The organism is Paraburkholderia sp. BR14312 (genome assembly GCF_040948675.1).
In the GTDB taxonomy this organism is placed as follows: Bacteria; Pseudomonadota; Gammaproteobacteria; order Burkholderiales; family Burkholderiaceae; genus Paraburkholderia; species Paraburkholderia nodosa_A.
Window position 1 is genome coordinate 96,606 of the sequence record NZ_JBFPKI010000011.1, and the last position, 21,999, is coordinate 118,604.

A 21,999-nucleotide genomic window follows, 5' to 3' on the forward strand; every position below is an offset into this window, starting at 1 on the left:
TTGAGTCGACTTCGATCGGCACGACGGCATTTAGCGGCATATCTGGATGCAGCGAGGAGAGCTCCGTGGGAATGCGTCGAGCAGCATGACCGGTACGCGGCCCTTGTTGCGAGTCCGGATGACGCGCAGCGCGCGCTCGCTGGATTCCCGCCGATCAGTAACCGACCTTCTCAGGCCAGCGCGGCGCGCAGGGATATTCATTCCGCTTCTTTCGATCTGACCGATTCTTGGTTCCGTTTCACGGCAGTGCTTTTTATGCTGGCAGGTTCGATGAGTATGCCGCGGCACACGCGGCCCCTCACGCCACACGCTAAAAAAGGGAAAGCACATGCAGAACCAAAAGACGAAGATGCCGCTGCGGCGGCATATCGGCCAGTCGCTGCGCGCCTGGCGCAAGCCGGCCGCGCTGTGGCTGCTCGGCCTGGTCGCGATGATCGCCGCGCCGGCATGGGCGGCCGCCGCCGCACCCGCGGAACTCAAGATCGACTACGCGTACTACTCGCCGGAAAGTCTGGTGATCAGACGCAATGGCTGGCTCGAGCAGGAGTTCGCGCCGGATCATACGCAGGTGCGCTGGGTGCTGAGCCTCGGCAGCAACCGCGCACTGGAGTATCTGAACAGCGGCGCCATCGATATCGGCTCGACCGCGGGCCTCGCGGCCGTGCTCGGCAAGGCGAACGGTAATCCGATCAAGACCGTGTATATCTTCTCGCGCCCGGAGTGGACGGCGCTGGTTGTGCGCAAGGATTCGCCGCTGAAGTCGCTCGCCGACCTCAAGGGCAAGAAGATTGCCGCCACGAAGGGCACCGATCCCTACCTCTTCACGCTGCGCGCACTGCATACCGTCGGCCTGACGAAGGATGACGTCGAGATCGTCAATCTTCAGCATCCGGATGGCCGCACGGCGCTGATCAACGGTCAGGTCGATGCGTGGGCCGGGCTCGATCCCCACATGGCCGCCGCGGAAGTCGACAACGGCGCGCGTCTGCTGTACCGCAATGTCGGCTTCAACACGTGGGGCTTCCTGAACGTGCGCGATGTGTTCCTGAAACAGTACCCGGACACCGTCACGCGCGTGCTGAAGGTCTATGAGCGTGCGCGGGAATGGATTGGCGCGCACCCCGACGAGGCGGCGCAAATCGTTTCCGAAGACTCGAAGGTGTCGCTCGCGGTCGCGAAGCTGCAACTGAGCCGCAACGACTTCAGCCACCCGCAGCCGGGTGCGGAACAGATCAAGGCGCTGGAAGCTGCCGCGCCGATCCTGGTTCAGGAGCAACTGGTCAAGCCGGGCACCGATCTGAACCAGGTGATCGAATCGCTGATCGACGCGCAGGCGGCGCAGCCGGCGCTGGCATCGGCGCAACATTAATAACCGGGCAGGCTGACATGGCAGTGGAAGAAGCGGCAGCACGCTCGCTGGCGCAGTCCGGTGAGGTTACGGCGGGGCGAAGGACTGAGGCTCCCGCGTATGGCGACACGCAACGCACCAGCGCGCCGGTGCGGGAAGCGGGTGCCCCGCAAGAGCGTGCGCCGCGCGCCTGGCGCATGGCGGGCTTGCTGCTGCCGGTCGCCTTCCTGCTTGTCGTGGAAGTTCTCGTGCGTGCCCAGGTGCTGCCGGACAATCTCGTGCCAGCGCCTTCGGAGATCGCGCAGGCGCTCTGGCAACTCGGCGGCGCAACCCTGCTGAAGCACATCGTGCAGAGCACGGCGCGCGTGGCGGCCGGCTTCGCGTGCGGCGCGCTGTTCGCGGTATTCGTCGGCGCGGCGATGGGCTTGAGCCGCCGGCTCGACGCATTGCTCGATCCGAGTTTTCAGGCGCTGCGTGCGATTCCGTCGCTCGCATGGGTGCCCGTGCTGCTGCTGTGGATGGGCATCGATGAGGCGCCAAAAATCACGCTCGTCGCGATTGGCGCATTCTTTCCGGTGCATCTGAGCGTGCTATCTGGAGTCCGAAACGTCGATCGCAAGCTCGTCGAACTGGGCGCGGTGTATCGGCTGTCTTCGTGGCGGCTATTCGTGCGAATCCTGTTGCCCGCTGCGTTGCCGCATATTTTCACGGGGCTACGCACGGGGCTGGCGGTCTCGTGGATGTTCGTCGTCGCGGCCGAGCTGATCGCCGCAACGCGCGGGCTTGGCTACCTCCTGAGCGACGGGCGCGAGACGGGCCGGCCCGATATCGTGTTTGGCGCCATCCTCCTGCTGGGGTTGCTCGGCAAGTTGACCGACAGCGCAATGAAGGCGCTCGAGGCACACGTGCTGTCCTGGCGCGACACGAGTGTCGAGGGAGCGCGCACATGATGGCGGCTTCGTTGACCAGCACGGCGCGCGAGACGTATCCGCCCCTCGTCGATATCGACATCCGCCAGAAGCGCTACGGCGAGCGGCCGATTCTCGACAGCCTGCGGCTCACGCTCGCGCCCGGCGAGATCGTGGCGCTGCTCGGCCCGAGCGGCTGCGGCAAGAGTACGCTGCTGCGCATTGCGGCGGGGCTGGATCGCGACTACGCGGGCACCGTCTCGTACAACGGCGAAGTGCAACGCGGGCCGTCGCCGCTCGCGGGCGTGATCTTTCAGGAGCCGCGCTTGTTGCCATGGCTGCGCGTGGCCGATAACGTGTGCTTTCCGCACCGCGCTCGCGGCGACGTGCTCGCACGCGCGCAGTCGCTGCTCGAAGAGGTCGGCTTGCGTCCCGAAGACGGTGCGCTCTGGCCGAAGCATCTCTCGGGAGGCATGGCCCAGCGCGTGGCGATTGCACGCGGCCTGTTCACGCAGCCGCAACTGCTGTTGCTTGACGAACCATTCAGCGCCGTCGACGCAATGACGCGTATGCGCCTTCAGGACCTGCTGCTCGCCATCGTGGATGCCCATCGAACGGCCGCGCTCGTCGTCACGCACGATATCGACGAGGCGCTGCATCTGGCCGATCGGATCGTCTTGCTGGAGCCTGCCGGTGGAGCACGGACACGACCTGCCAGCCGCATTTTTGAAGTGGGCGGCCCGCGTCCGCGCCGGCGCGAGGACACGGCCCGCTCGGCATGGCGCAGGATCCTGTTCGAGGGGCTGGAGACATTGGTGCGGTGAAGAACCGTTTCCTCCGCTCACACGTACGCGCGCGTCTGGCGCGACATCGCTGCAATGAAAAATCTGGATCTCGAACTTCTGCGCACCTTCGTGGCGGTGGCCAAACGCGGTCGCGGATTACTCGAATACCGGGCAGCGCCGCCTTCAGGGAACGTTCGATGGTGGTTGGGCAGAGGTTGACGAACCGACATTTGCCCGTCAGATCGTACGAGTCATTGACCTCCGCGATATTCGACAGCGCCATGCGTCACGGCGAGACCGTAGGTGCCGACGGCATTGCGCAGGTTCCCCTTAATGCAGACGATCTTCAGCGTGAAGTCGAGCAGTCGAGCGAATTGGCGGGTACCGAGCCCCGTCATGCATTTTCACTTGCTTGCCCTGTACCGGAATCTTTTTTCAGCGCACCGCTGATCCATCGCTCCCCGGAAGCCTTGAGATGAGCACGCATCGCTGTCTGCGCCGCGATGGGATCGCTGGCCTGCAGGGCCCTCAGGATTTCTTCGTGCTCGCATACTGCCTCGGTCCAGGTTTGAGGACTTTCCGTATGACCGCGCATGGCGGCCGCGATCGGATCGTGGCGGCTATCGAAGAGTTCGCCGACGAAACGACTCAGTACGGAGTTACCAGCCGCCTCCGCGATCAGCATGTGGAATTGCCGGTCCGCTTCAACGGGGGATTTGCCCGCTGCTGCAAGTCTGCGCATCCGCTCGATTGAGCGGCGCAGGCGATCGAGCGTGGCGGCGGTCATGCGCGCAGCGGCGAGCACCGATACGCTGCCTTCGATCGCAGCGCGCGCCTGCATCAACTCGGACGGGCTATCGCCGAGCGATCCCACCGCGCTCTCATCATCGATACCTGTCTCACGCACGTAGACGCCGGATCCGACACGGATCTCGACCTTGCCACCGATCTCCAGCGCAATAAGCGCCTCACGTAGGGAGGGCCGCGAGACGCCTAGCTTGATGGCGAGTTCCCGCTCCGGCGGCAGGCGCTCGCCCGCCGGGAATTCACCCTGACGAATCAATGTGAGGATCTGGGTAGCAATGGATTGGTAAAGCCGCTTAGGTTCGGTTGATTTCACGATGAGGTTCGGTGCCTGCCAGCTGCCGACAAGTTGAACGGCTCATAGAGTCTAGCATTTCGGCTGAAGTACCGTGGGACAAGCGTTTGCGCCCGTCCCAGGGTTTTCCTGATGGGTAAGGCCAGTTAATAAAAATCATATTGGCTTGACCAATAACTGAGTTTGCCGTCTAATCCGTCTCAATTGGACTGACCAGCGCGAAGCCAGGTCGGCCGTGTCAAAGGAGACGAGATGAGCGCGCCCAACGGGCTGCCCAGCCTGGATGCAGAACTCCATAAGCCACCGAATGACGAGATCCTTCGCCTCGAAGGGATCGGAAAGCGCTTCCCGGGTGTGATCGCGCTCGATGGCATCAACCTCGATCTGCGCTGTGGAGAGGTCCACGCCATTTGCGGCGAAAACGGGGCGGGCAAGTCCACGTTGATGAAGATCATCAGCGGGCAATACCGACCGGACGTCGGTCTGATCCGCTATCGCGGCGAGGCCGTGCAGTTCCTCTCGACTTCCGAAGCGCAGACCGCAGGCATCGCGATCATCCATCAGGAACTGAACCTGGTGCCGCATCTGAGCGTGGCGGAAAACCTCTATCTGGCGCGGGAGCCTAAACGCGGGCCCTTCGTCGACACGCGCAGGCTCAACGCGGATGCAACGCGTTGTCTTGCACGCATCGGGCTGGATGTGGCGCCCACGACGCTGGTCGGGACGCTCTCGATCGCGCAGCAGCAGATGGTCGAAATCGCGAAGGCGCTTTCGCTCAACGCTCAGGTACTGATCATGGACGAGCCCACGTCGTCCCTCACGGAATCGGAAACAGTCCAGCTTTTCCGGATCATCAAGGAACTGCGCGCCGAAGGCGTGGCGATTCTCTACATCTCGCATCGGCTCGACGAGATGGCGCACATTGTCGATCGCGTCACGGTTCTGCGCGATGGCCGCCACATCTCGACCGATGACTTCGCTGCGCTGAGCGTCAACGATATCGTTGCGCGCATGGTCGGTCGCTCGCTCGAGGACGCGTATCCGGCCAGACAATCCTCTCCTACCGAAGAGGTGCTGCTGGGCGTGAAGGATCTGCACCGCAACGGTGTGTTCGGCCCTGTCTCTTTCGAGCTGCGCAGAGGCGAGATTCTCGGATTTGCCGGCCTCATGGGCGCTGGTCGCACCGAGGTTGCGCGCGCAATCTTCGGCGCTGACAGGCTGGATAGTGGAACGATCACGCTTCATGGTCAGCCGGTGAGCATCCGCTCACCGAGAGAGGCCATCCGGCACGGGCTCGCCTATCTGTCCGAAGACCGGAAGAGGGAGGGCCTCGCCCTGATGATGCCGGTTGCCGCGAACATCACGCTGGCAAATGTGCGCGCCATTGCGTCACGCACGGGCTTCCTGCGCTTTCGGGAGGAGCACCGGGTCGCCGAACGATACGTCAAGGAACTGGCGATCCGGACACCATCGGTCAATCAGATCGTGCGCAATCTTTCCGGCGGCAACCAGCAAAAGGTCGTGATCGGCAAGTGGCTCTATCGTGGCTCAAAGATCCTCTTTTTCGACGAGCCGACACGCGGTATCGACGTTGGCGCGAAGTTCGCCATTTACGGGTTGATGGACCGGCTTGCCGCAGAGGGCGTCGGGGTCGTGCTGATCAGTTCCGAGTTGCCCGAACTGCTCGGCATGACGGATCGGATTGCCGTCTTCCATGAGGGCTGCATGACTGCGGTTCTCAATACCGCACATACCAGTCAGGAGGAAATCATGCACTACGCTTCGGGGCGCACCCATGCTTGAAATGACATCAGACTCGACCCAGGCCGCGAGGCAGACCGCCCAGCAACGGCGCCGCGACCTTATCCAGAAGTTTGCTGCATTGGGCAGCCTGATCGCGCTCCTGGCGGCATTTTCTGTAACGAGTTCGGCATTCTTCTCGGTCGGCAATCTGATGACCGTCTGCCTGCAGGTGACGTCCATCGCCTACCTCGGCGTTGCGGCTACGTGTGTCATCATCACCGGCGGCATCGACCTCTCGGTCGGCTCCGTTCTTGCGCTCGCGGGAGTTTCCGCAGCACTACTGACGAAGGCTGGCGCGCCGGTGCCGGTTGCGATGCTGTGCGGGGTACTGGTCGGCGCGCTGTGCGGGACCGTCAACGGAATCTGCGTGACACGTATGGGGTTGCCGCCGTTCATTGCGACACTGGGCATGATGCTCGTCGCGCGGGGTCTGGCGCTGCAGATCACCGGCGCGCGCCCGGTTTCAGATCTGGGCGACGCGTTTGGAGCACTCGGAAACGGGGCGCTGTTTCGCGTCTCCCATATTGGCGCAGACGGATTTCCGGACACAACGTTTCCGGGTATCCCTTATCCAGTCGTCATCATGATCGTCCTGTTCGTCGCAGTCTCGGTGTTGCTGTCAAAGACCTCGCTTGGCCGCCACATATACGCGGTGGGCTCGAACGCGGAAGCAGCGCGGCTTTCCGGCGTGAACGTTCAAGGCGTGACGCTTTTCACGTACGTCCTCTCCGGCGCCATGGCTGGGGTGACAGGCTGTGTGTTGATGTCCCGACTCGTCACCGGGCAACCCAACGAGGGTGTCATGTATGAGCTCGACGCGATTGCCAGTTCGGTCATCGGCGGCACTTCGCTGATGGGCGGTGTGGGGACGATCTCGGGAACGGCAATCGGGTCGTTCGTCATCGGTGTCCTGCGCAACGGACTCAACATGAACGGCGTATCGAGTTTCATCCAGCAGATCATCATCGGCGTCGTCATTCTCGGCACTGTCTGGATCGACCAGTTGCGAAATCGCAAGCGGTAATCACACGTAGTTCAACCACCATACGAAGTTCAACCACAAGAGAGGAGCGAGACATGCGAAAGCTTTCCCTGCTGACGGTATCGGCGATGTTGTGTGCAGCGTTCAGTACCGGCGCATATGCTGCAGGCGGCGAGATCGCCGTGATCGTCAAGACGGTCAACTCGAACTACTGGCAGAACGTGCAGAAGGGTGCGAACGCGGCGCTTGCCGAAACGAAGGGCTATACGATGACCTTCCAGGGGCCGGCCGCCGAGTCGGACATCGCCGACGAGGTAAACATGGTCGAGAACGCGGTCAACCGGCACGTGGCAGGTATCGTGCTGGCGCCTTCCGATCCTGACGCTCTCGTGCCTGCCATCAAGAAAGCCTGGGAAGCACATATCCCGGTGGTGCTGATCGACTCGGCAATCTCGGACTCAGGCAAACCGTATTACCAATCGTTCCTCTCGACCGACAACGAGAAGGCGGGCGAACTATGTGCCCAGGCATTGATCGCTCGCGTAGGACAGACGGGCAAAATTGCAGTCATGTCGTACGTGCCCGGCGCCGGATCGGAAGTTGGCCGGGTAGGCGGCTTCCGTAGATACATCGCGGCCCATTCGAAGCTGCAGATTGTCGGACCTTACTACTCGCAGTCGCAGATGGCGACAGCGCTGAACCAGACGACCGATGTGCTGTCCGCGAATCCGGATCTGAAGGGCATCTTCGGCGCGAACGAACCGACCGCGGTCGGCATGGGACGCGCGCTCAAGCAGGCAGGCAAGGCTGGCAAGCTGGTGGCGGTCGGTTTCGATGGCAATGAGGATCTGCAAGGCTTCGTTCGCGACGGCACCATCCAGGCGATTGCCGTTCAGGGGTCGTGGCAGATGGGGAGCAAGGGAATCCAGACGGTGGTCGGCGTCATCGAACACAAGCCTGTCGCGAAGCTGGTCGATACCGGTGTCGTCATGGTCGACAAACCGAATCTCGACTCTCAGGAAGCGAAGAACGTCCTCTACTGATGGTGGCCGATCTGCGACGAAGCCATTTGGCCCGTCGCAGGGAGCCTTCACGGTATTCCCTGACACCTGCCTCCCCGGTTTATGAACGCTTCCGAAAAACGCGCCTTACCGCGCAGCGGCCTCGAACTGACCAGACTTGGCCTTGGCTGCTCCCAGCTTGGCGGGCTCTACCGTGCCATGTCGGCCACCGATGCCTACGCATTGGTCGACGCCGCCTGGTCCGCAGGCCTGCGCTACTTCGATACCGCGCCGTATTACGGCTATACACTCTCCGAGCGGCGCGTCGGGCAGGCACTGGCTGCGCGTCAGCGCAACGCTTTCACGTTGAGCACGAAAGTGGGCCGTTTGATGCGCCCCGATGGCGGTGTCGAGCCCGGTGACGATGGGTGGGCCGAACCGCTGCCGTTTCGCCCCGTGTTTGACTACAGCTACGAGGGCATCATGCGCTCGTACGAAGATAGCCAGCAACGCCTCGGCCTCGCGCAAATCGATATCCTGTATGTCCATGACATCGGCAGTCTGACTCACGGCGATCGACATACGCACTACTGGAGCCAACTTACGGCCGGCGGTGGGTTTCGCGCGCTCGAGGAGCTACGCGCAGGCGGCGAAGTCCGCGCAGTCGGCCTTGGCGTCAACGAGTGGGAAGTCGCCGTTGATGCTTTGAACGAAGCGCCGCTCGACGTCATTCTGCTGGCCGGCCGGTACACCCTGCTCGAACAAGGCGCGCTGGAGCCGCTGCTCGATCGCTGCACCCGCGTAGGCACAGGCGTCGTCGTGGGCGGGGTATTCAATTCCGGCGTACTCGCTGGCAACGGCAAGTTCAACTATTCGGATGCGCCAGCCGAAGTCGTCGGGAAGGTGCGTCGCCTTTCCGCTCTATGTGAGCGCTTCAATGTTCCACTTCCTGCGGCGGCGCTGCAGTTTCCATTCGCGCATGACGCTGTCGTTTCCTGCGTGATCGGTGCGCGCAGTGTTTCGCAGTTGCAGCAGAACATCACGTGGCTCGAACAACCCGTGCCGGCGGACTTCTGGGGCGCGCTTGGCCAGGAAGGGCTGATCGTCCCAGATGCGCCGGTTCCCGGGAGTCGTCAATGACGCCGCGCGTCGACGCACACCAGCGCGACGGGTGCAACGAAGCACGTGCCGGCCACTGGCCTCCACGCGACCTGGATGCGATCTATCGGTGCACACCGAGCCACCATACCTGACCTGATCGTGAGGATATCAACATGCTTAGCGTGATCTGCGAATCACCCGGGGTACTGCGCGCCGAGGAGCGTGATCTGCCCGCGCGGGGTGACGGCGAAGTACTGATGCGGGTCAGCCGTGTCGGGATTTGCGGTACCGATCTGCATATTTTTACCGGCAGTCAACCCTACCTCCAATACCCGCGCGTAATGGGTCATGAGCTGTCCGCAGTGGTCGTCGAGGCGGAACCTGACTCGGGGTTCGCGGCTGGCGACGGCGTCTACGTCATGCCCTATCTGTCGTGTGGACACTGCGTCGCATGCCGTCAAGGCAAGACGAACTGCTGCGTCAACATCCAGGTGCTGGGTGTGCATCGCGATGGCGCACTGACCGAGTATCTCAGCGTGCCCGCGCAGTTCGTGCACAAGGCGCAAGGGGTGTCGCTCGATCAGGCGGCCATGCTCGAATTTCTTGCCATCGGCGCACATGCCGTGCGGCGTGCCGATGTGTCGCCCGGTCAACGGGTGCTGGTGGTTGGGGCTGGCCCGATTGGCATGGCGGCGATGATCTTTGCCAGGCTGCGCGGTGCCACGGTCGTTTGTCTGGACACGCGCGCGGACCGCCTTGAATTCTGCACGTCGCATCTGGGCGTCGATGCAACGGTCGCGGTGGGCCCGGACGACGTGGCGCAACTCGCATCGCTCACGCATGGCGAGTTTTTTGATGTGGTCTTTGACGCGACCGGCAACATCGACGCGATGAACCGCGGCTTCGCCTTCGTCGCGCATGGCGGGAAATACACCCTCATCTCGATCGTGCCGGGTCAGGTGACATTCTCCGACCCGGAATTTCATAAGCGCGAGACCACGTTGCTTGCAAGCCGAAACGCTACCGCCACCGACTTCGAAACCGTGCTGGAGGCGATGCGTGCGGGCCGCATTCCTGACCAGGCGTTGAATACGCACCGGATGCGCCTTGACGAGGTGCCCGACGCATTTCCGCGATTGCTGGAACCCGGGCAGACCGTTGTCAAGGCGTTGGTCGAATGTTGAATTGCACGGCGAAACAATCAGGACAGGCAGCATGAGCACACCCATTCTTCAGTTTGGCACCAGCCGGTTTTTGCTGGCCCATGTCGCCTTTTTCGTATCGCAGGCCCTTGAGCGCGGCGACGCGATTGGCGCAATCGCCGTTGTGCAGACCACGGGCAATCCGTCGAGCCGAGCGCGAGTTGCCGCACTTGCGCATACACGCAGTTATCCCGTCCGCATTCGGGGCAGGGAAGGCAGTGTGGCGGTCGATCGCGTCGTCGATTGCCACGCCGTCCAGAAGGCGTGGGTCGCCGATCTTGACTGGGCAGACATTCGTCGCGTCATGATCGAGGAGGTGCGGGTCATTGTCTCGAACACGGGCGATGCCGGTTACCGGCTTGACGACCGGGATTCGGCGGACATGCTTGTTGGCGACGAACAGGTGCCGCACAGCTTTCCGGTGAAGCTGATGGTTCTCCTGCATGCATGTTGGCAGGTGCGTCCCGATGATGGTGTGTCGATCTTTCCCTGCGAACTTGTCGAGAACAATGGCAACACGCTTCGCGATATCGTGCTCGGCGTGGCACGGCGATGGGGAATGCCGGCGACCTTTATCGGGTATCTGCAGCATAGCTGCGTCTGGGTAAACTCACTGGTCGACCGGATCGTGTCCGAGCCGATCGACCCGGTCGGCGCGATCGCGGAACCGTATGCGCTATGGGCCATCGAGCGGCGTACAGGCATGGAGTTGCCATGTGTGCACGAGCAGATTGTCGTGACAGACGACCTGCGTACCCATGAGCGTCTGAAGCTCTTCTTTCTCAATCTCGGCCACAGCTGGCTCGCCGATCGGTGGATCAACGAGCGCCGCCCGTCGAATGAAACGGTGCTGGTGGCGATGAGCGATCCCCGACTTCGGGACGGTATCGAGGGAGTCTGGCACGAGGAGGTCTTGCCGGTGTTCGACGCATTGGGCCTGCACAGTGCCGCGGCGCGCTACATCGAAAATGTGCGCGACCGGCTGCTCAATCCCTGGTTGGCTCATCGTATCGCGGACATTGCGACCAATCACGGAGAAAAGGTCAGACGGCGAATAAAGCCGTTGATCGAACTCGCGGATTCGTTGTCGCTTACGTCTACACAGCCGCGCTTGCGAAGCATGCTGGCCGCGCAGAACCGCCTGGACGCTATAGAAGGGGGGCACGCATCATGAACGTGGAGACGTTTCTGGTGCTTCACCGTGAAGACAACGTTGCAGTTGCGCTTCGCGCGCTGGATGCAGGCACGCAGATCGATACGAATGGGCAGCAGGTTCAGGTCTTGACGCCCGTGCCAGCCGGTCACAAGGTGGCGATACGGAACATCGCCCGCGGCGCGTCCGTGACAAAGTATCAGCAGACGATTGGCGTTGCGCTATGCGACATCGCTGCGGGCGAACACGTTCACGTACATAACGTCGCCATGCCTGAACGTCATGGGAGTGGGCAGTCGGGCCACGAAACGGCGCTTCGGGCTGCAGAGATCGACCGCTCCGACACGTTTCAGGGATTCGTGCGGCCGGACGGTCAGGTAGGAACGCGCAATTACATCGGCGTTATCGCGAGCGTCAACTGCTCGGCCAGTGTTTGTCATGCGATAGCGGATGCGTTCCGGGGGGCAGCCATGGAAGCCTTCAGAAACGTGGACGGTGTTGTCGCGATTACGCACCAGAGCGGATGCGGGATGTCGGCCTCCGGTGACGGAATCGCGATATTGCGTCGGACACTGGCCGGTTATGCGCGCAATCCCAATTTCGCGGCCGTGCTGTTTGTCGGACTGGGTTGTGAGGTCAATCAGGTCGAGGATCTCGCGGCATCGTTGCGAGCGGGCCATGACGGGTCGATCAGAACGCTCGTCATCCAGGACGCAGGCGGTGTCCGTGAGGCGGTGACGCGGGGAGCCGCGATCGTACACGAACTGCTCGAAGTGGCAGATCGGGCCGTGCGCACAACAGTATCTGTGGCGCGGCTAAAAATCGGGCTGCAGTGCGGCGGTTCGGACGGGTACTCGGGAATCACCGCCAATCCCGCGCTCGGGGCGGCGGTCGACCTGATCGCACGCAATGGCGGCACCGCAATCCTGTCGGAGACGCCGGAGATTTACGGGGCAGAACATCTGCTGACGGCACGGGCAGCGTCGGATGACGTCGCCGCGCGTCTGCTCGCGAAATTGCGGTGGTGGGAACGCTACGCGGCAGAAAATGGCGGCGAAATGAACAACAACCCGTCGCCCGGCAACAAGGCAGGTGGCATCACAACGATTCTTGAAAAGTCACTGGGAGCAGTCTCGAAAGCAGGCGGCACCGTACTGAACGCGGTCTACGACTACGCAGAGCCGGTATCTGAAAGCGGCCTCGTATTCATGGACACGCCGGGCTACGACCCGGTGTCGGCTACGGGGCAGATAGCGGGAGGGGCCAACCTGATCTGCTTTACGACTGGACGCGGCTCGGTCTTCGGTTCCAGGCCGGCTCCCACCATCAAGATCGCAACCACTACGCATCTGTTCGAGCGAATGCGCCCGGACATGGACTTCAACAGCGGCGACATCGTCGACGCTCGTCTGAGCGTCGAGGAAGCAGGGATGCAACTGTTCCAGTTCATTCTGGAGGTCGCATCGGGAAGGCGAACGCGCAGCGAGGAAAACGGAATCGGTGATCGCGAGTTCGTTCCCTGGCTGCGGGGAGCGATCATGTAACGGGCGATGCCCGGGTATGGTATGCGGGGAGCGGAGATGGACTTCACCTCTTACGGCGATTCGGCGCTAGCGCAGCGCTTAGCAATGCGACTGTGAGAGATGAGGTTAGCGATTCATTTGACGGCATGCATGGAACGCCATGCGGCAGCAAGCCACGCAAGGCGTGATCCCAGCTGAATGACTGCGGCACTTAAAACAGGAGTGATCGTGCGTTACTGCTTCGCCCTGGACCTGAAAGAAGATCCTGAGCTTATTACCCGTTATGAAGAACTTCACCGCCAGGTTTGGCCGGAAGTGATCCGGCACATACGAGACCAAGGCGTTCTGGACATGGAGATTTACCGTCTGGGAACCCGATTGCTCATGGTGATGGAAACAGACGACGCAATATATGACGCTGCCAGGATGGCGACTGCTGCTCAAAATAACCCCGTGGTCCAGCGGTGGGAGACGTTGATGTGGCAGTTTCAGGCGCCCACACCGTGGACGCCGTCCGGACAGAAGTGGATGGCGATGAGCCGGATATTCGACCTGGCACAACAATAGAATCGCCGGAGAACGTGGCGCGGCGAAGGAATAAGAAGGAATAAATCAGGCTCATCGAGGACAGTGAACATGCCGTGGACAAACGGTGAGGCGCGTACGACGGGGGAACGGTATGTTCAAAGGCTTGACTTTCCGATCCAGCGTTACGCATGTGCTTGCCGCGTTCTTTGCGATTCCCCATGCTACCGCGTCAGCCGACCTCTCTTACCTGTGCTGATTCAGATGTGGATCGGAGAGGAGGGACTCTGGCTGCACCGTCAATGCTGCCTGTAATTCCAACCTCACGCAGGCCTTGGGAACGATGCGTCGACTGACCTCAGTCCAGTGTGCGAAACACAAACGTTTTGGAGCGCATCCAAACGCAGTAAGGCCGTGCCACGCGGCCCCGTGGATTATCGATTGCCCGACGGCCGGACGTCGTGACGCCTCGCTTGTTTGTGCTTCGTGTTCCGACAGTGTCAACGCTTTTCTCGAATTCTCGTTGATTTAGTACGGGTTCAGCCTTCGCAACAAAGCGGGGGTAGCCATTCATTCAAGACTTGAGCTTCCTCTGCTGATGTCCAGAAAATCGATACTCATCGCATCAATCGGCGCCATGAACATCCTCGCGGCCTGCGTCTCTCAACCGGTTAACCACGACGCTAGCGGAGACGCGAAGCACACTGTGGTGGCCGTGCAAACAACGACTGGTATCGAGACGAAGCCGTTCGCACATCCGGGCCTGCTGCACAGTGAACAGGACTTTCAGCGCATGCGAGTCAACGTGGCGCAGGGAAAGCAGCCATGGCTGCAAGGTTGGCAGCGCTTGATCGCCAATCGTCACGCGTCGCTGGACTGGAAGGCAAGTCCCCAGGATGCGATCTATCGCGGCGAGGATCCCGAGCATGCGCAGAATTATTCGTCTTTGTTCAACGATGCAGCAGCGGCCTATGCGCTCGCGCTGCGCTGGAAAGTCTCGGGCGACGATGCCTATGCCGGCAAGGCCATCGCCATCCTGAATGCCTGGTCGCATAGCCTGAGGAAGATCGAGGGGAGTTCGGACAAGTTCCTCGCCTCCGGGATCTACGGCTACGAACTGGCTAACGCCGCGGAAATCCTGCGCACGTCGCCGCAATGGCAAGCGGCAGATTTTCATCGCTTCCAGTCGATGATGATTACTGTGTTCTATCCGATGAACCAGGACTTCCTGACCCGTCACAACGGCACGAAGGTCGATCACTACTGGGCGAACTGGGATCTTGCCAACATGACATCGATGCTGGCGATCGGCGTGCTCACCGACCGTCGGGACATCTATTCCGAAGCGGTCGAGTATTTCAAGCACGGCGCAGGCAACGGTTCCATCGAACACCTCGTCTGGAAGTTGTATCCGAACGGGCTCGGTCAGGTTCAGGAAAGCGGCCGCGACCAGGGACACACCATGCTCGACATCGCATTGGCGGGCGCGTTCTGTCAGATGGCCTGGAATCAGGGAGACGATCTGTTCGGATACGACCACGATCGTCTGCTGAAGGGAGCCGAATACGCTGCCCAATACAACCTGGGACATGAAGTGCCTTACACCCTGTATTCCGACAGTCTCGCGACACAGCTCGTGATTTCGCCTGCATCGAGAGGCAATACGCGGCCAATCTGGGAGTTGCTCTACAACCACTACGTGGTGTTGAAGAAACTCAAGGCGCCGGGCGTTGCCGAACACGCGCAGCGGGTGCGTCCGGAAGGCGGCGGTGGCGACTACGGCTCGACCAGCGGCGGCTTCGACCAACTTGGGTATGGCACGTTGACGTACACCCTCAAGTAAGTGATCCGCTTGCGTTTCCCGGCTCAGATCTAGCGTGAATTTTCCGGGTTTGTCCCACTTGGTGTGCCCAAAGACTAGTCCAGGTGATGGCTAGGGCCTCCAATTGCGTATTGGCATCAATAGCGGACCCGTGGTCGCCGGTGTCATCGGCAGGCGAAAGCGTTCCGGCTAAGCGAACGGTCGGGGACAATCTGAGAGCGGCTCGCCTATTCGAATGATATGAACGCCCACACCTAGCCGTAGGCCTCGCGTGATCGGCTTGATGCTGGCAGCAAATAGCTATCGATCTGAGATTCAGGCTGATCATACTGGTTCACTCGGCCAATCGAAGGTGATCTGTCATGGCGCATACCGACGCGCGTGCGATCTGGATGGCCACCCAGGTGGACTGCAAGGCCGTTGCCGTAAAAACCGAAGCCCAGCAGGCCGTGCTTGCGCTGCATCGTATGCGTCAGCAACTCGTGAAATTCCGCACGATGCAGATCAACAGTCTTCGCGGGCTGTTGAGCGAGTATGGCGAAGTGATGGGATGCGGTAGGGTAGCGCTCGACAAGGCAATAGTCGCGATTCTGGAAAGGTTGTCAGGACGCCTCCCCGCAATGTTGATCGACACGCTGGGAGAGCAATGGAGAGGTCTGGATGCGATCGATAAGCAGATCGGTCAGATCGAGCGGCGGCTTCGGGAGTGGATGAAGAACGATCAAGCAGCTAAGGCATCGCGGCAATCCCAGGCGTGGGGTTGACCGGTTGAATCCGCCGTCTTGCGTCGCTGATGCCGGCTAGGGATAATCGGCGAGATTTCGCAAACGTACTCATTGTCCATCCGGCACCCATGGTGGACATGCGAACGCCTAGAACCGTTCACGAAATCCAAAGCTCACAATCGCCTGCGACTGCGTCGCCGCCGAGTGGCCGTTGCCCTTGTCCGAGACCGAAGCCGTGGCCGCTACTGGTTTACCGAGTGCATCGAGCGTCATGCCCGAAGCGTGCTGGTAGCCGGCTAGCAGATACACCGTCGAGCGCTTCGAGAGATCATACAGCGCGCCCAGTGAGACGTTGTGGTATTGCGCCTCGTCTTCGATGCCGTCCACATGGCCGCCGCGCGTGTAGCTATAGCCTGCGAACAGATGTATGTGAGGTTGCACTTTCCACATGCCGAAAAGGCCGGCAATATTGAACGTCGCAGTTCCCGAATAGAGCGAGTTCGCACCGGCCTTGTATTGTACGTTGCTGTAGTTCGCGCCCACGATCGCCGGGCCGAAGTCCCAGGTCGCGCCAGCAGCCACGACTTGCTGCGACTGCGCGCTCGCGAAGCCTTCGTTGATCGACGAATTGAATGTTCCGTCATAGGTGCCTTGCCACTTGCCGGATGTCGGGTCTTTGGGGCCAGTCTTGCTGTTATCCGAGTGCTCGTAACCCACGCCCACTTGCAGAGGGCCGTGCGCATAGCTGCCGCCCACGCTCCATGTGTTCTGGCTCTTGAGGCTGCCGGCCTGGCCGCCGAAGCCGTACAGCGCGCCGAACGTGAAGCCCGCATACTTCTTGCTCGTGTACTTGATCGAATTGTCGACGCGCGTGGTCTGGTCGAGATCGTCGATATCGCCCGGATGCGCGCCGAAGCCACCGATCGCGCTGACCGGAGCGACAGGCCCGACGAAGTCGTCGAGCGAGGTGTACTGGCGGCCCATCGTGAGCGAGCCGTACTGCGTGTCGGCGAGGCCAACGAACGCCTGACGGCCAAACAGGCGGCCGCCCTGACCCTCGGTGCCGTTGGTGATGTCGAAACCGTCTTCGAGCACGAAGATCGCGGCGAGCCCGTTGCCGAGTTCTTCCTTGCCCCTGAGTCCCCAGCGGCTGCCTGAGAGATTCCCGCTCGTCACTGCCGCATTTGAATGGCCCTGGCCCGCGCCGGTGCTGCCGGTGCGTTCGTTGCTGCGGTAGGTAATACCTGCATCGACGATGCCGTAGAGCGCGACGGAGCTTTGCGCCGCCGCTGTTCCTGCTAGCGACAAGAGAATTGGTGTAGAAATCAGATGCTTTTTCATCATGTGCTATCTCGACAATTAACAATGGACCGTTACATAAGTGGAACGGCCGAGTCGGCCCGCGGCAGGCGCTGGACGAAAGCGCGATTGAAAGCGCCAGCGAGTTACCCCGTTGGCGTTAGCGTTAGTGTTTAAGCGAGGCGCCCGGCGGCAGCTCCGGCGTGCTCACGGTGATGGTCTTGCGGACCTTCGCGACGTCTTCGGCACGCACTGGCGCGCCGGTGTTGCCCCAGCTCGCACGCACGAAGGTGGACACGTCGGCCACTTCCTGGTCGGACAGACGCCAGCCGAACGGCGGCATCGTGAACGACGAGGGCGCGGATTGCGTGCCTTCGAGCGCGCTGCCTGCGAGCAGCACGTGAATCAGCGAAGTGGGGTCCTTGCCCTGCACGACCGGGTTGCCGCCGAGCGCGGGGAACACGCGCGTGTAGCCGCGTCCGTCGCTGCGGTGGCAGGCCATGCAGTTGTCGCGATAGACCGCTGCGCCGCGTGCGCTCGCGTCGCCGTTTTGCAGCTTGTGCGCGGCGGCGGGATCGTAGGCATACGCGGTTTCCTTCGGGTCACTGGAGGGCAGCGTCTTGAGGTAGCGCGCGATGGCGAGCAGGTCCGCGTCGTTCATGTGCTGCATGCTGTGCCGAACCACGTCGGTCATGCCGCCGAAGGCCGCAGTATGCAGATTGCGGCCCGACTTGAGGAACTGCACGATGTCGTCCTCGTTCCAGTTGCCCAGGCCCGTGCGCGGGTTGCCGCGCAGGCTGGAGGGGACCCAGCCGTCGATCGGGGCGCCGCCCGCGAGGAAGTCGTCGCCTTCGAGGTCGGTGAGCGCAAGCTCCTGCATCGTGCGTGCGCGCGGCGTGTGGCACGCGCCGCAGTGGCCGAGGCCCTGCACGAGATACGCGCCGCGCGCGACGATCGCATCGTTGTAATGCGAGCCGTCGAACGCCTGCACCTTCGGCGCGAACAGCACGCGCCAGGCGCCGAGCGGCCAGCGCATCGAGAGCGGCCAGGGAATGTCCACCGCGCGGTTCTGCGCCTGCACGGGCCCGACGCCATGCATGAAGTACGCGTAGAGCGCCTTCATGTCGTCGTCGGAGAGGCGTGCGTACGACGGGTAGGGCATCGCCGGGTAAAGCGTGTCGCCGTTCGGCCGCACGCCCTGGCGCACGGCCCTGGCGAAGTCGTCGTAGCTCCACTTGCCGATGCCGCTCCCGGCGTCGGGCGTAATGTTCGTGGAGTAGATCGCGCCGATCGGCGTATCGAACTTCAGCCCGCCCGCGAAGGGCTTGCCGCCCTGGGCGGTATGGCAAGCGATACAGTCGCCAGCGCGAGCGAGGTATTCGCCGTGCGCGACGAGTTCGGGGTCTGCGGGCTTGGCAGTGGCATTGGCGGCACGGGCCGTGAGCAGCGCAAACGCCATGGATAACGCAGCACAGGCGGCGAGCGTGATCGCCGCCTTCGAAACGGGGTTCAGGCGGCGCAGTGCGCCGCGTGCGCTTTTGCGAGCGAATCGCATGGGGACCAGGTTTTTCTTCATGATCGTCATGAGGCTTCTCACACGCTCACCAGGGGACCGGAGTTCTTCAGATACTGGTTGCGAATGGCCTTCGCGCTCCAGTAAGCGAGGGCGGCGACGAGGCCGGTCGGGTTGTAGCCGATCCCCTGCGGGAACGCGGAGGCGCCCATCACGAACACGTTGGGCACATCCCAGCTCTGCAGATAGCGGTTGATGACGCTGGTGTTCGGATCGGTGCCCATCACGGCCCCGCCCACGAGGTGAGTGGTCTGATAGTGGCGCGAGTCGAAGTGCGCGCCGAACTCGCGCGTGTAGACGTTGATGGCCTTCGGGCCCATCGCCTCGGCAATCTTCTGCATCTGGCCCGTCACGTACCGCGCCATCTTGATGTCGTTGTCCTTCCAGTCGAAGGTCATGCGCAGAAGCGGCTGGCCGTACGAATCGCGATAGGTCGGATCGAGGTCGAGGTACACGTCGCGGTACGACATGTTGGAGCCGTGCGCGTCCATCGAAATGGTGTGCGCGTAGTGGTCCTTCACGGCCTTCTTCCAGCCTGCGCCCCAGTTCGGCGTGCCCGCGGGCGTGGCGATGCCGCTGATCGGCTTCACGCCCGCCTGGTTCACCCAGAGCGGCGAGCCGCCCACGAAGCCGGGCGGGCCGTGGTCGAAGTTGTCGGCGTTGAAGTCGTCCACGGCCACGCCGTTGCCGCCCGCACCGATGAACGGGTTCGTCCACGTGTCCTTGTCGAAGAACGCCGTGATGGTCGAGAGGTTCTGGTACGCGAAGTTGCGGCCCACCACGCCTTCGCCCGACACCGGGTCATAGGGCTTGCCGATGCCCGAGAGCAGCAGCAGGTGCACATTGTGATACTGGAACGCGGCGACGATCACGAGATCGGCAGGCTGGAACACTTCCTGGCCCGCCGGATCGATGTACGTCACGCCCGTGGCGCGCTTTCTCGTGTCGTCGAGTTCGACGCGCAGCACGTGGCATTTTGAGCGCAGTTCGAAGTGCTTTTCCTGCTTGAGCGCGGGCAGGATGTTGAGATTCGGCGAAGCCTTCGAGTACATGTAGCACGCGTAGCCGCTGCAGAAGCCGCAGAAGTTGCACGGGCCCATCTGCACGCCATAGGGATTCGTGTACGGCCCCGACGTGTTCGCCGAAGGCAGGCGGTAGGGATGCAGGCCGAGCGACTTCGACGCATCGAAGAAACGCTGCGCCGAATAGGTATTCAGTTGCGCGGGCAACGGGAAATTGTCGCTGCGCGCGGCTTCGAACACATTGCCGTCGCCGACCACGTTGCCCTTCACCTTGTACGCCTGGCCCGAGGTGCCGAACACCTTTTCCGCGAAGTCGAAGTGCGGCTCCAGTTCGTCGTAGGTGACGCCGTAGTCCTGGATCGTCATGCCTTCGGGGATGAACTTCTTGCCGTAACGCTCTTCGTAATGGCTCTTCAGGCGCAGCTCTTCGGGCGTGATGCGGAAATGCACGCCCGACCAGTGCAGGCCCGCGCCGCCCACGCCTTCGCCGGGCAGAAACGCGGCGAGCTGGCGGTAGGGCAGGGCCGTGTCGTTCACGCCGTGGCGGATCGAAACCGTGGTCTTCGAAAGATCGAGAAAGAGCTTCTTGCGGATGTTGTACGTGAGCTCGTCGATGGTGTTGGGGTATGCACCGTCCGGGTAGGTGTCGCGATACTCGCCGCGCTCGAGCGCCACCACCTTCAGACCCGCTTCGGTCAGTTCCTTCGAGAGGATCGCGCCGGTCCAGCCGAAGCCGACCACGACGGCATCGACATGAGGTTTCTTGATCGCCATTTACGTACGCTCCCCGTTGATCGAGACCGGGCCGTACGGATAGGGCTTGCCGTTCTGGTTCACGAAATCCATGAAGTCGGCGCGTGCGCCGGGAAAGCCGATCATCTTCCACGCGGCCATGTTGCGGTTGCCGCCATGAATCGGGTCGCAGAAGTAGCCTTCGCGCGTGTTCTGCAGCAGCTGCCCGAAGAACACGGAGGCCGGCACGCCGTCCAGTTCGACCTTGCCCGCCTCGAGCGCGCCGAGCACGCTGTCGCGCGTGCTGGCGTCGAGCGCGTCGAAGTCCTTGCCGTAGGCCTTCGCGCAGTACGCGTTCACGGCCTTGATGCTGAGCCGGTAGATGTCGCGTGGCACGAGCTTCAACTGGTAGCCGAGTTCGGGCACGCCTTGCTGGAACGGTCCCTGCATGTACCAGAGCGCGCCGTGCGCGTAAGGCGTGTCCATCTGCCGGTCGATGAATTCGGGCACACCGGCTTGCAGCGCGCCGGGGCCTTCGGCGTCGGCGGGAATCAGACGGTCGGTGGCGGCTTCGACAAAGGCCCACTCGCGCGCGTCGAAGAAGCGCGGCTTGTAGGCGGCCTGCGCGGCTTCTGGCCTGACGTTGGGCGCAGAGGCGGCGCTGCCCGCCGCGGCGGTTTCGCTCGACGGCTGCTTGCCGCCCTCGCAGCCCGCCAGTGCGCTGGCGGGCACGAGCACCGCTGCCGTGCGCAGGAAGCCGCGGCGTGACGTGAGAGGAGAGGCTGACATAGTTGAAATCCGTATCAAGACTGCGCGGCCGGCTTCGACTGAGGCGGCAAGCGGGGACTGGAGATCACCAATTGGTGAAGGAGACCACTGATTGCTCTGGCAATCAGGACGCGGTACCAACGAGGGTTAGATCGCGGCCAGTAAGCGTACCGATTAGCGCTACCAACGATGCACGGGCCTCGTCCTTTTGAGTCATATAAAGATACATTCGGCATCCTAATTTATATCGATGCTCAGCTGCGTGGTCACAATAAGCGCTGCGCCGATGAGCACGACCTCGAACCCGATCCGTATGTCCAGAAGTAACGGAGACGTTACCCCTTACGGCACCAAGTAGGCCCATGTGCATGACAAGCTGGCCGAGGAGACCCAAGCCACTAAGCGGGGAGACACTCTACGCCGCCGCGTCAATGGCTTTAAAGATTATTAGTCTCTAGGGTTGGCCACCTCGGCCGCTTCCTGAAATCCACAGCAAGCCTTCCGCCTGAAAGCCAATCTAGAGTAAGCCACGCGTAGACGCAAATGCACTTTGGGTTACATATGACACGGCGCTACTTCCCATCGACACATGGATGTAGGTAAGCCATTGTGCAGTGGACCGCTACAC

General features: G+C 62.0%; 18 protein-coding genes and 2 pseudogenes. 14 read left to right on the forward strand and 6 right to left on the reverse strand.

Translation table 11 applies throughout. The features are described 5' to 3' along the window. Positions 1-430: 430 nt before the first annotated feature. Genes AB3X98_RS28440 through AB3X98_RS28450 form a run of 3 tightly spaced genes read left to right on the forward strand, consistent with a single transcriptional unit; the run spans position 431 to position 3,080 of the window. Positions 431-1,369 (forward strand): aliphatic sulfonate ABC transporter substrate-binding protein, encoded by a 939-nt coding sequence (locus tag AB3X98_RS28440; protein WP_368603493.1) that lies wholly within the window; start codon positions 431-433, stop codon positions 1,367-1,369. 17 nt (positions 1,370-1,386) lie between these two features. Continuing rightward, positions 1,387-2,298 (forward strand): ABC transporter permease, encoded by a 912-nt coding sequence (locus tag AB3X98_RS28445; RefSeq protein WP_368603347.1) that lies wholly within the window; start codon positions 1,387-1,389, stop codon positions 2,296-2,298. Next, entirely contained in the window at positions 2,295-3,080 is a 786-nt protein-coding gene (locus AB3X98_RS28450; RefSeq protein ID WP_368603348.1) for an ABC transporter ATP-binding protein, read from the forward strand. The genes AB3X98_RS28445 and AB3X98_RS28450 overlap by 4 nt, the downstream gene beginning before the upstream one ends. A gap of 212 nt (positions 3,081-3,292) precedes the next feature. Here the strand turns inward: AB3X98_RS28450 and AB3X98_RS28455 are convergent, their stop codons facing one another. Continuing rightward, complete coding sequence (locus AB3X98_RS28455; RefSeq protein ID WP_368603349.1) at positions 3,293-3,439, reverse strand: hypothetical protein; 147 nt, start codon at positions 3,437-3,439, stop codon at positions 3,293-3,295. Continuing rightward, on the reverse strand, positions 3,436-4,161 hold the full coding sequence (locus AB3X98_RS28460; RefSeq protein ID WP_069261270.1) for a FadR/GntR family transcriptional regulator: 726 nt from the start codon (positions 4,159-4,161) through the stop codon (positions 3,436-3,438). Before AB3X98_RS28460 ends, AB3X98_RS28455 begins: the two co-directional genes overlap by 4 nt. 231 nt (positions 4,162-4,392) lie before the next feature. Between AB3X98_RS28460 and AB3X98_RS28465 the strand changes: the two genes are divergently transcribed. From AB3X98_RS28465 to AB3X98_RS28515, 11 genes and pseudogenes are all read left to right on the forward strand, one after another. Next, the gene (locus AB3X98_RS28465; protein ID WP_368603350.1) at positions 4,393-5,943 is read left to right on the forward strand and encodes a sugar ABC transporter ATP-binding protein; all 1,551 of its coding nucleotides are present in this window, start codon (positions 4,393-4,395) and stop codon (positions 5,941-5,943) included. Next, positions 5,936-6,967, forward strand: a complete 1,032-nt coding sequence (locus tag AB3X98_RS28470) for an ABC transporter permease (RefSeq protein ID WP_368603351.1) — start codon at positions 5,936-5,938, stop codon at positions 6,965-6,967. Before AB3X98_RS28465 ends, AB3X98_RS28470 begins: the two co-directional genes overlap by 8 nt. A 53-nt stretch (positions 6,968-7,020) precedes the next feature. Continuing rightward, on the forward strand, positions 7,021-7,968 hold the full coding sequence (locus tag AB3X98_RS28475; RefSeq protein WP_342947057.1) for an ABC transporter substrate-binding protein: 948 nt from the start codon (positions 7,021-7,023) through the stop codon (positions 7,966-7,968). An 81-nt stretch (positions 7,969-8,049) separates the two neighbouring features. Then, positions 8,050-9,066, forward strand: a complete 1,017-nt coding sequence (locus AB3X98_RS28480; protein WP_368603352.1) for an aldo/keto reductase — start codon at positions 8,050-8,052, stop codon at positions 9,064-9,066. Positions 9,067-9,200: 134 nt separating this feature from the next. Next, a complete protein-coding gene (locus tag AB3X98_RS28485; protein WP_368603353.1) occupies positions 9,201-10,211 on the forward strand; it encodes a zinc-binding alcohol dehydrogenase family protein in 1,011 nt (336 codons plus the stop codon). A gap of 31 nt (positions 10,212-10,242) precedes the next feature. Then, positions 10,243-11,403 (forward strand): mannitol dehydrogenase family protein, encoded by a 1,161-nt coding sequence (locus tag AB3X98_RS28490; RefSeq protein ID WP_368603354.1) that lies wholly within the window; start codon positions 10,243-10,245, stop codon positions 11,401-11,403. Continuing rightward, positions 11,400-12,926 carry a UxaA family hydrolase gene (locus AB3X98_RS28495; RefSeq protein WP_368603355.1) on the forward strand — a complete coding sequence of 509 codons (1,527 nt, stop codon included), beginning with the start codon at positions 11,400-11,402 and terminating at the stop codon, positions 12,924-12,926. Before AB3X98_RS28490 ends, AB3X98_RS28495 begins: the two co-directional genes overlap by 4 nt. A 207-nt stretch (positions 12,927-13,133) precedes the next feature. Further along, positions 13,134-13,472, forward strand: coding sequence for an L-rhamnose mutarotase (locus tag AB3X98_RS28500; protein WP_342947182.1), 339 nt, complete (start codon positions 13,134-13,136; stop codon positions 13,470-13,472). A gap of 556 nt (positions 13,473-14,028) precedes the next feature. Continuing rightward, positions 14,029-15,273 (forward strand): alginate lyase family protein, encoded by a 1,245-nt coding sequence (locus AB3X98_RS28505; RefSeq protein ID WP_368610353.1) that lies wholly within the window; start codon positions 14,029-14,031, stop codon positions 15,271-15,273. A gap of 100 nt (positions 15,274-15,373) precedes the next feature. Then, positions 15,374-15,445 (forward strand): annotated as a pseudogene (locus tag AB3X98_RS28510) (adenylate/guanylate cyclase domain-containing protein); the annotation flags it as partial. 181 nt (positions 15,446-15,626) lie between these two features. Continuing rightward, a pseudogene (locus AB3X98_RS28515) lies at positions 15,627-16,015 on the forward strand (IS110 family transposase); the annotation flags it as partial. Between the two features lie 109 nt (positions 16,016-16,124). Here the strand turns inward: AB3X98_RS28515 and AB3X98_RS28520 are convergent. The 4 genes from AB3X98_RS28520 to AB3X98_RS28535 form a co-directional block, all read right to left on the reverse strand. Next, positions 16,125-17,318, reverse strand: a complete 1,194-nt coding sequence (locus AB3X98_RS28520; RefSeq protein ID WP_368603494.1) for a porin — start codon at positions 17,316-17,318, stop codon at positions 16,125-16,127. A gap of 124 nt (positions 17,319-17,442) precedes the next feature. Further along, positions 17,443-18,735, reverse strand: coding sequence for a c-type cytochrome (locus AB3X98_RS28525; RefSeq protein WP_368603495.1), 1,293 nt, complete (start codon positions 18,733-18,735; stop codon positions 17,443-17,445). Between the two features lie 134 nt (positions 18,736-18,869). Then, complete coding sequence (locus tag AB3X98_RS28530) at positions 18,870-20,645, reverse strand: GMC family oxidoreductase (RefSeq protein WP_368603356.1); 1,776 nt, start codon at positions 20,643-20,645, stop codon at positions 18,870-18,872. Continuing rightward, complete coding sequence (locus tag AB3X98_RS28535) at positions 20,646-21,401, reverse strand: gluconate 2-dehydrogenase subunit 3 family protein (RefSeq protein WP_368603496.1); 756 nt, start codon at positions 21,399-21,401, stop codon at positions 20,646-20,648. Positions 21,402-21,999: the final 598 nt, after the last annotated feature.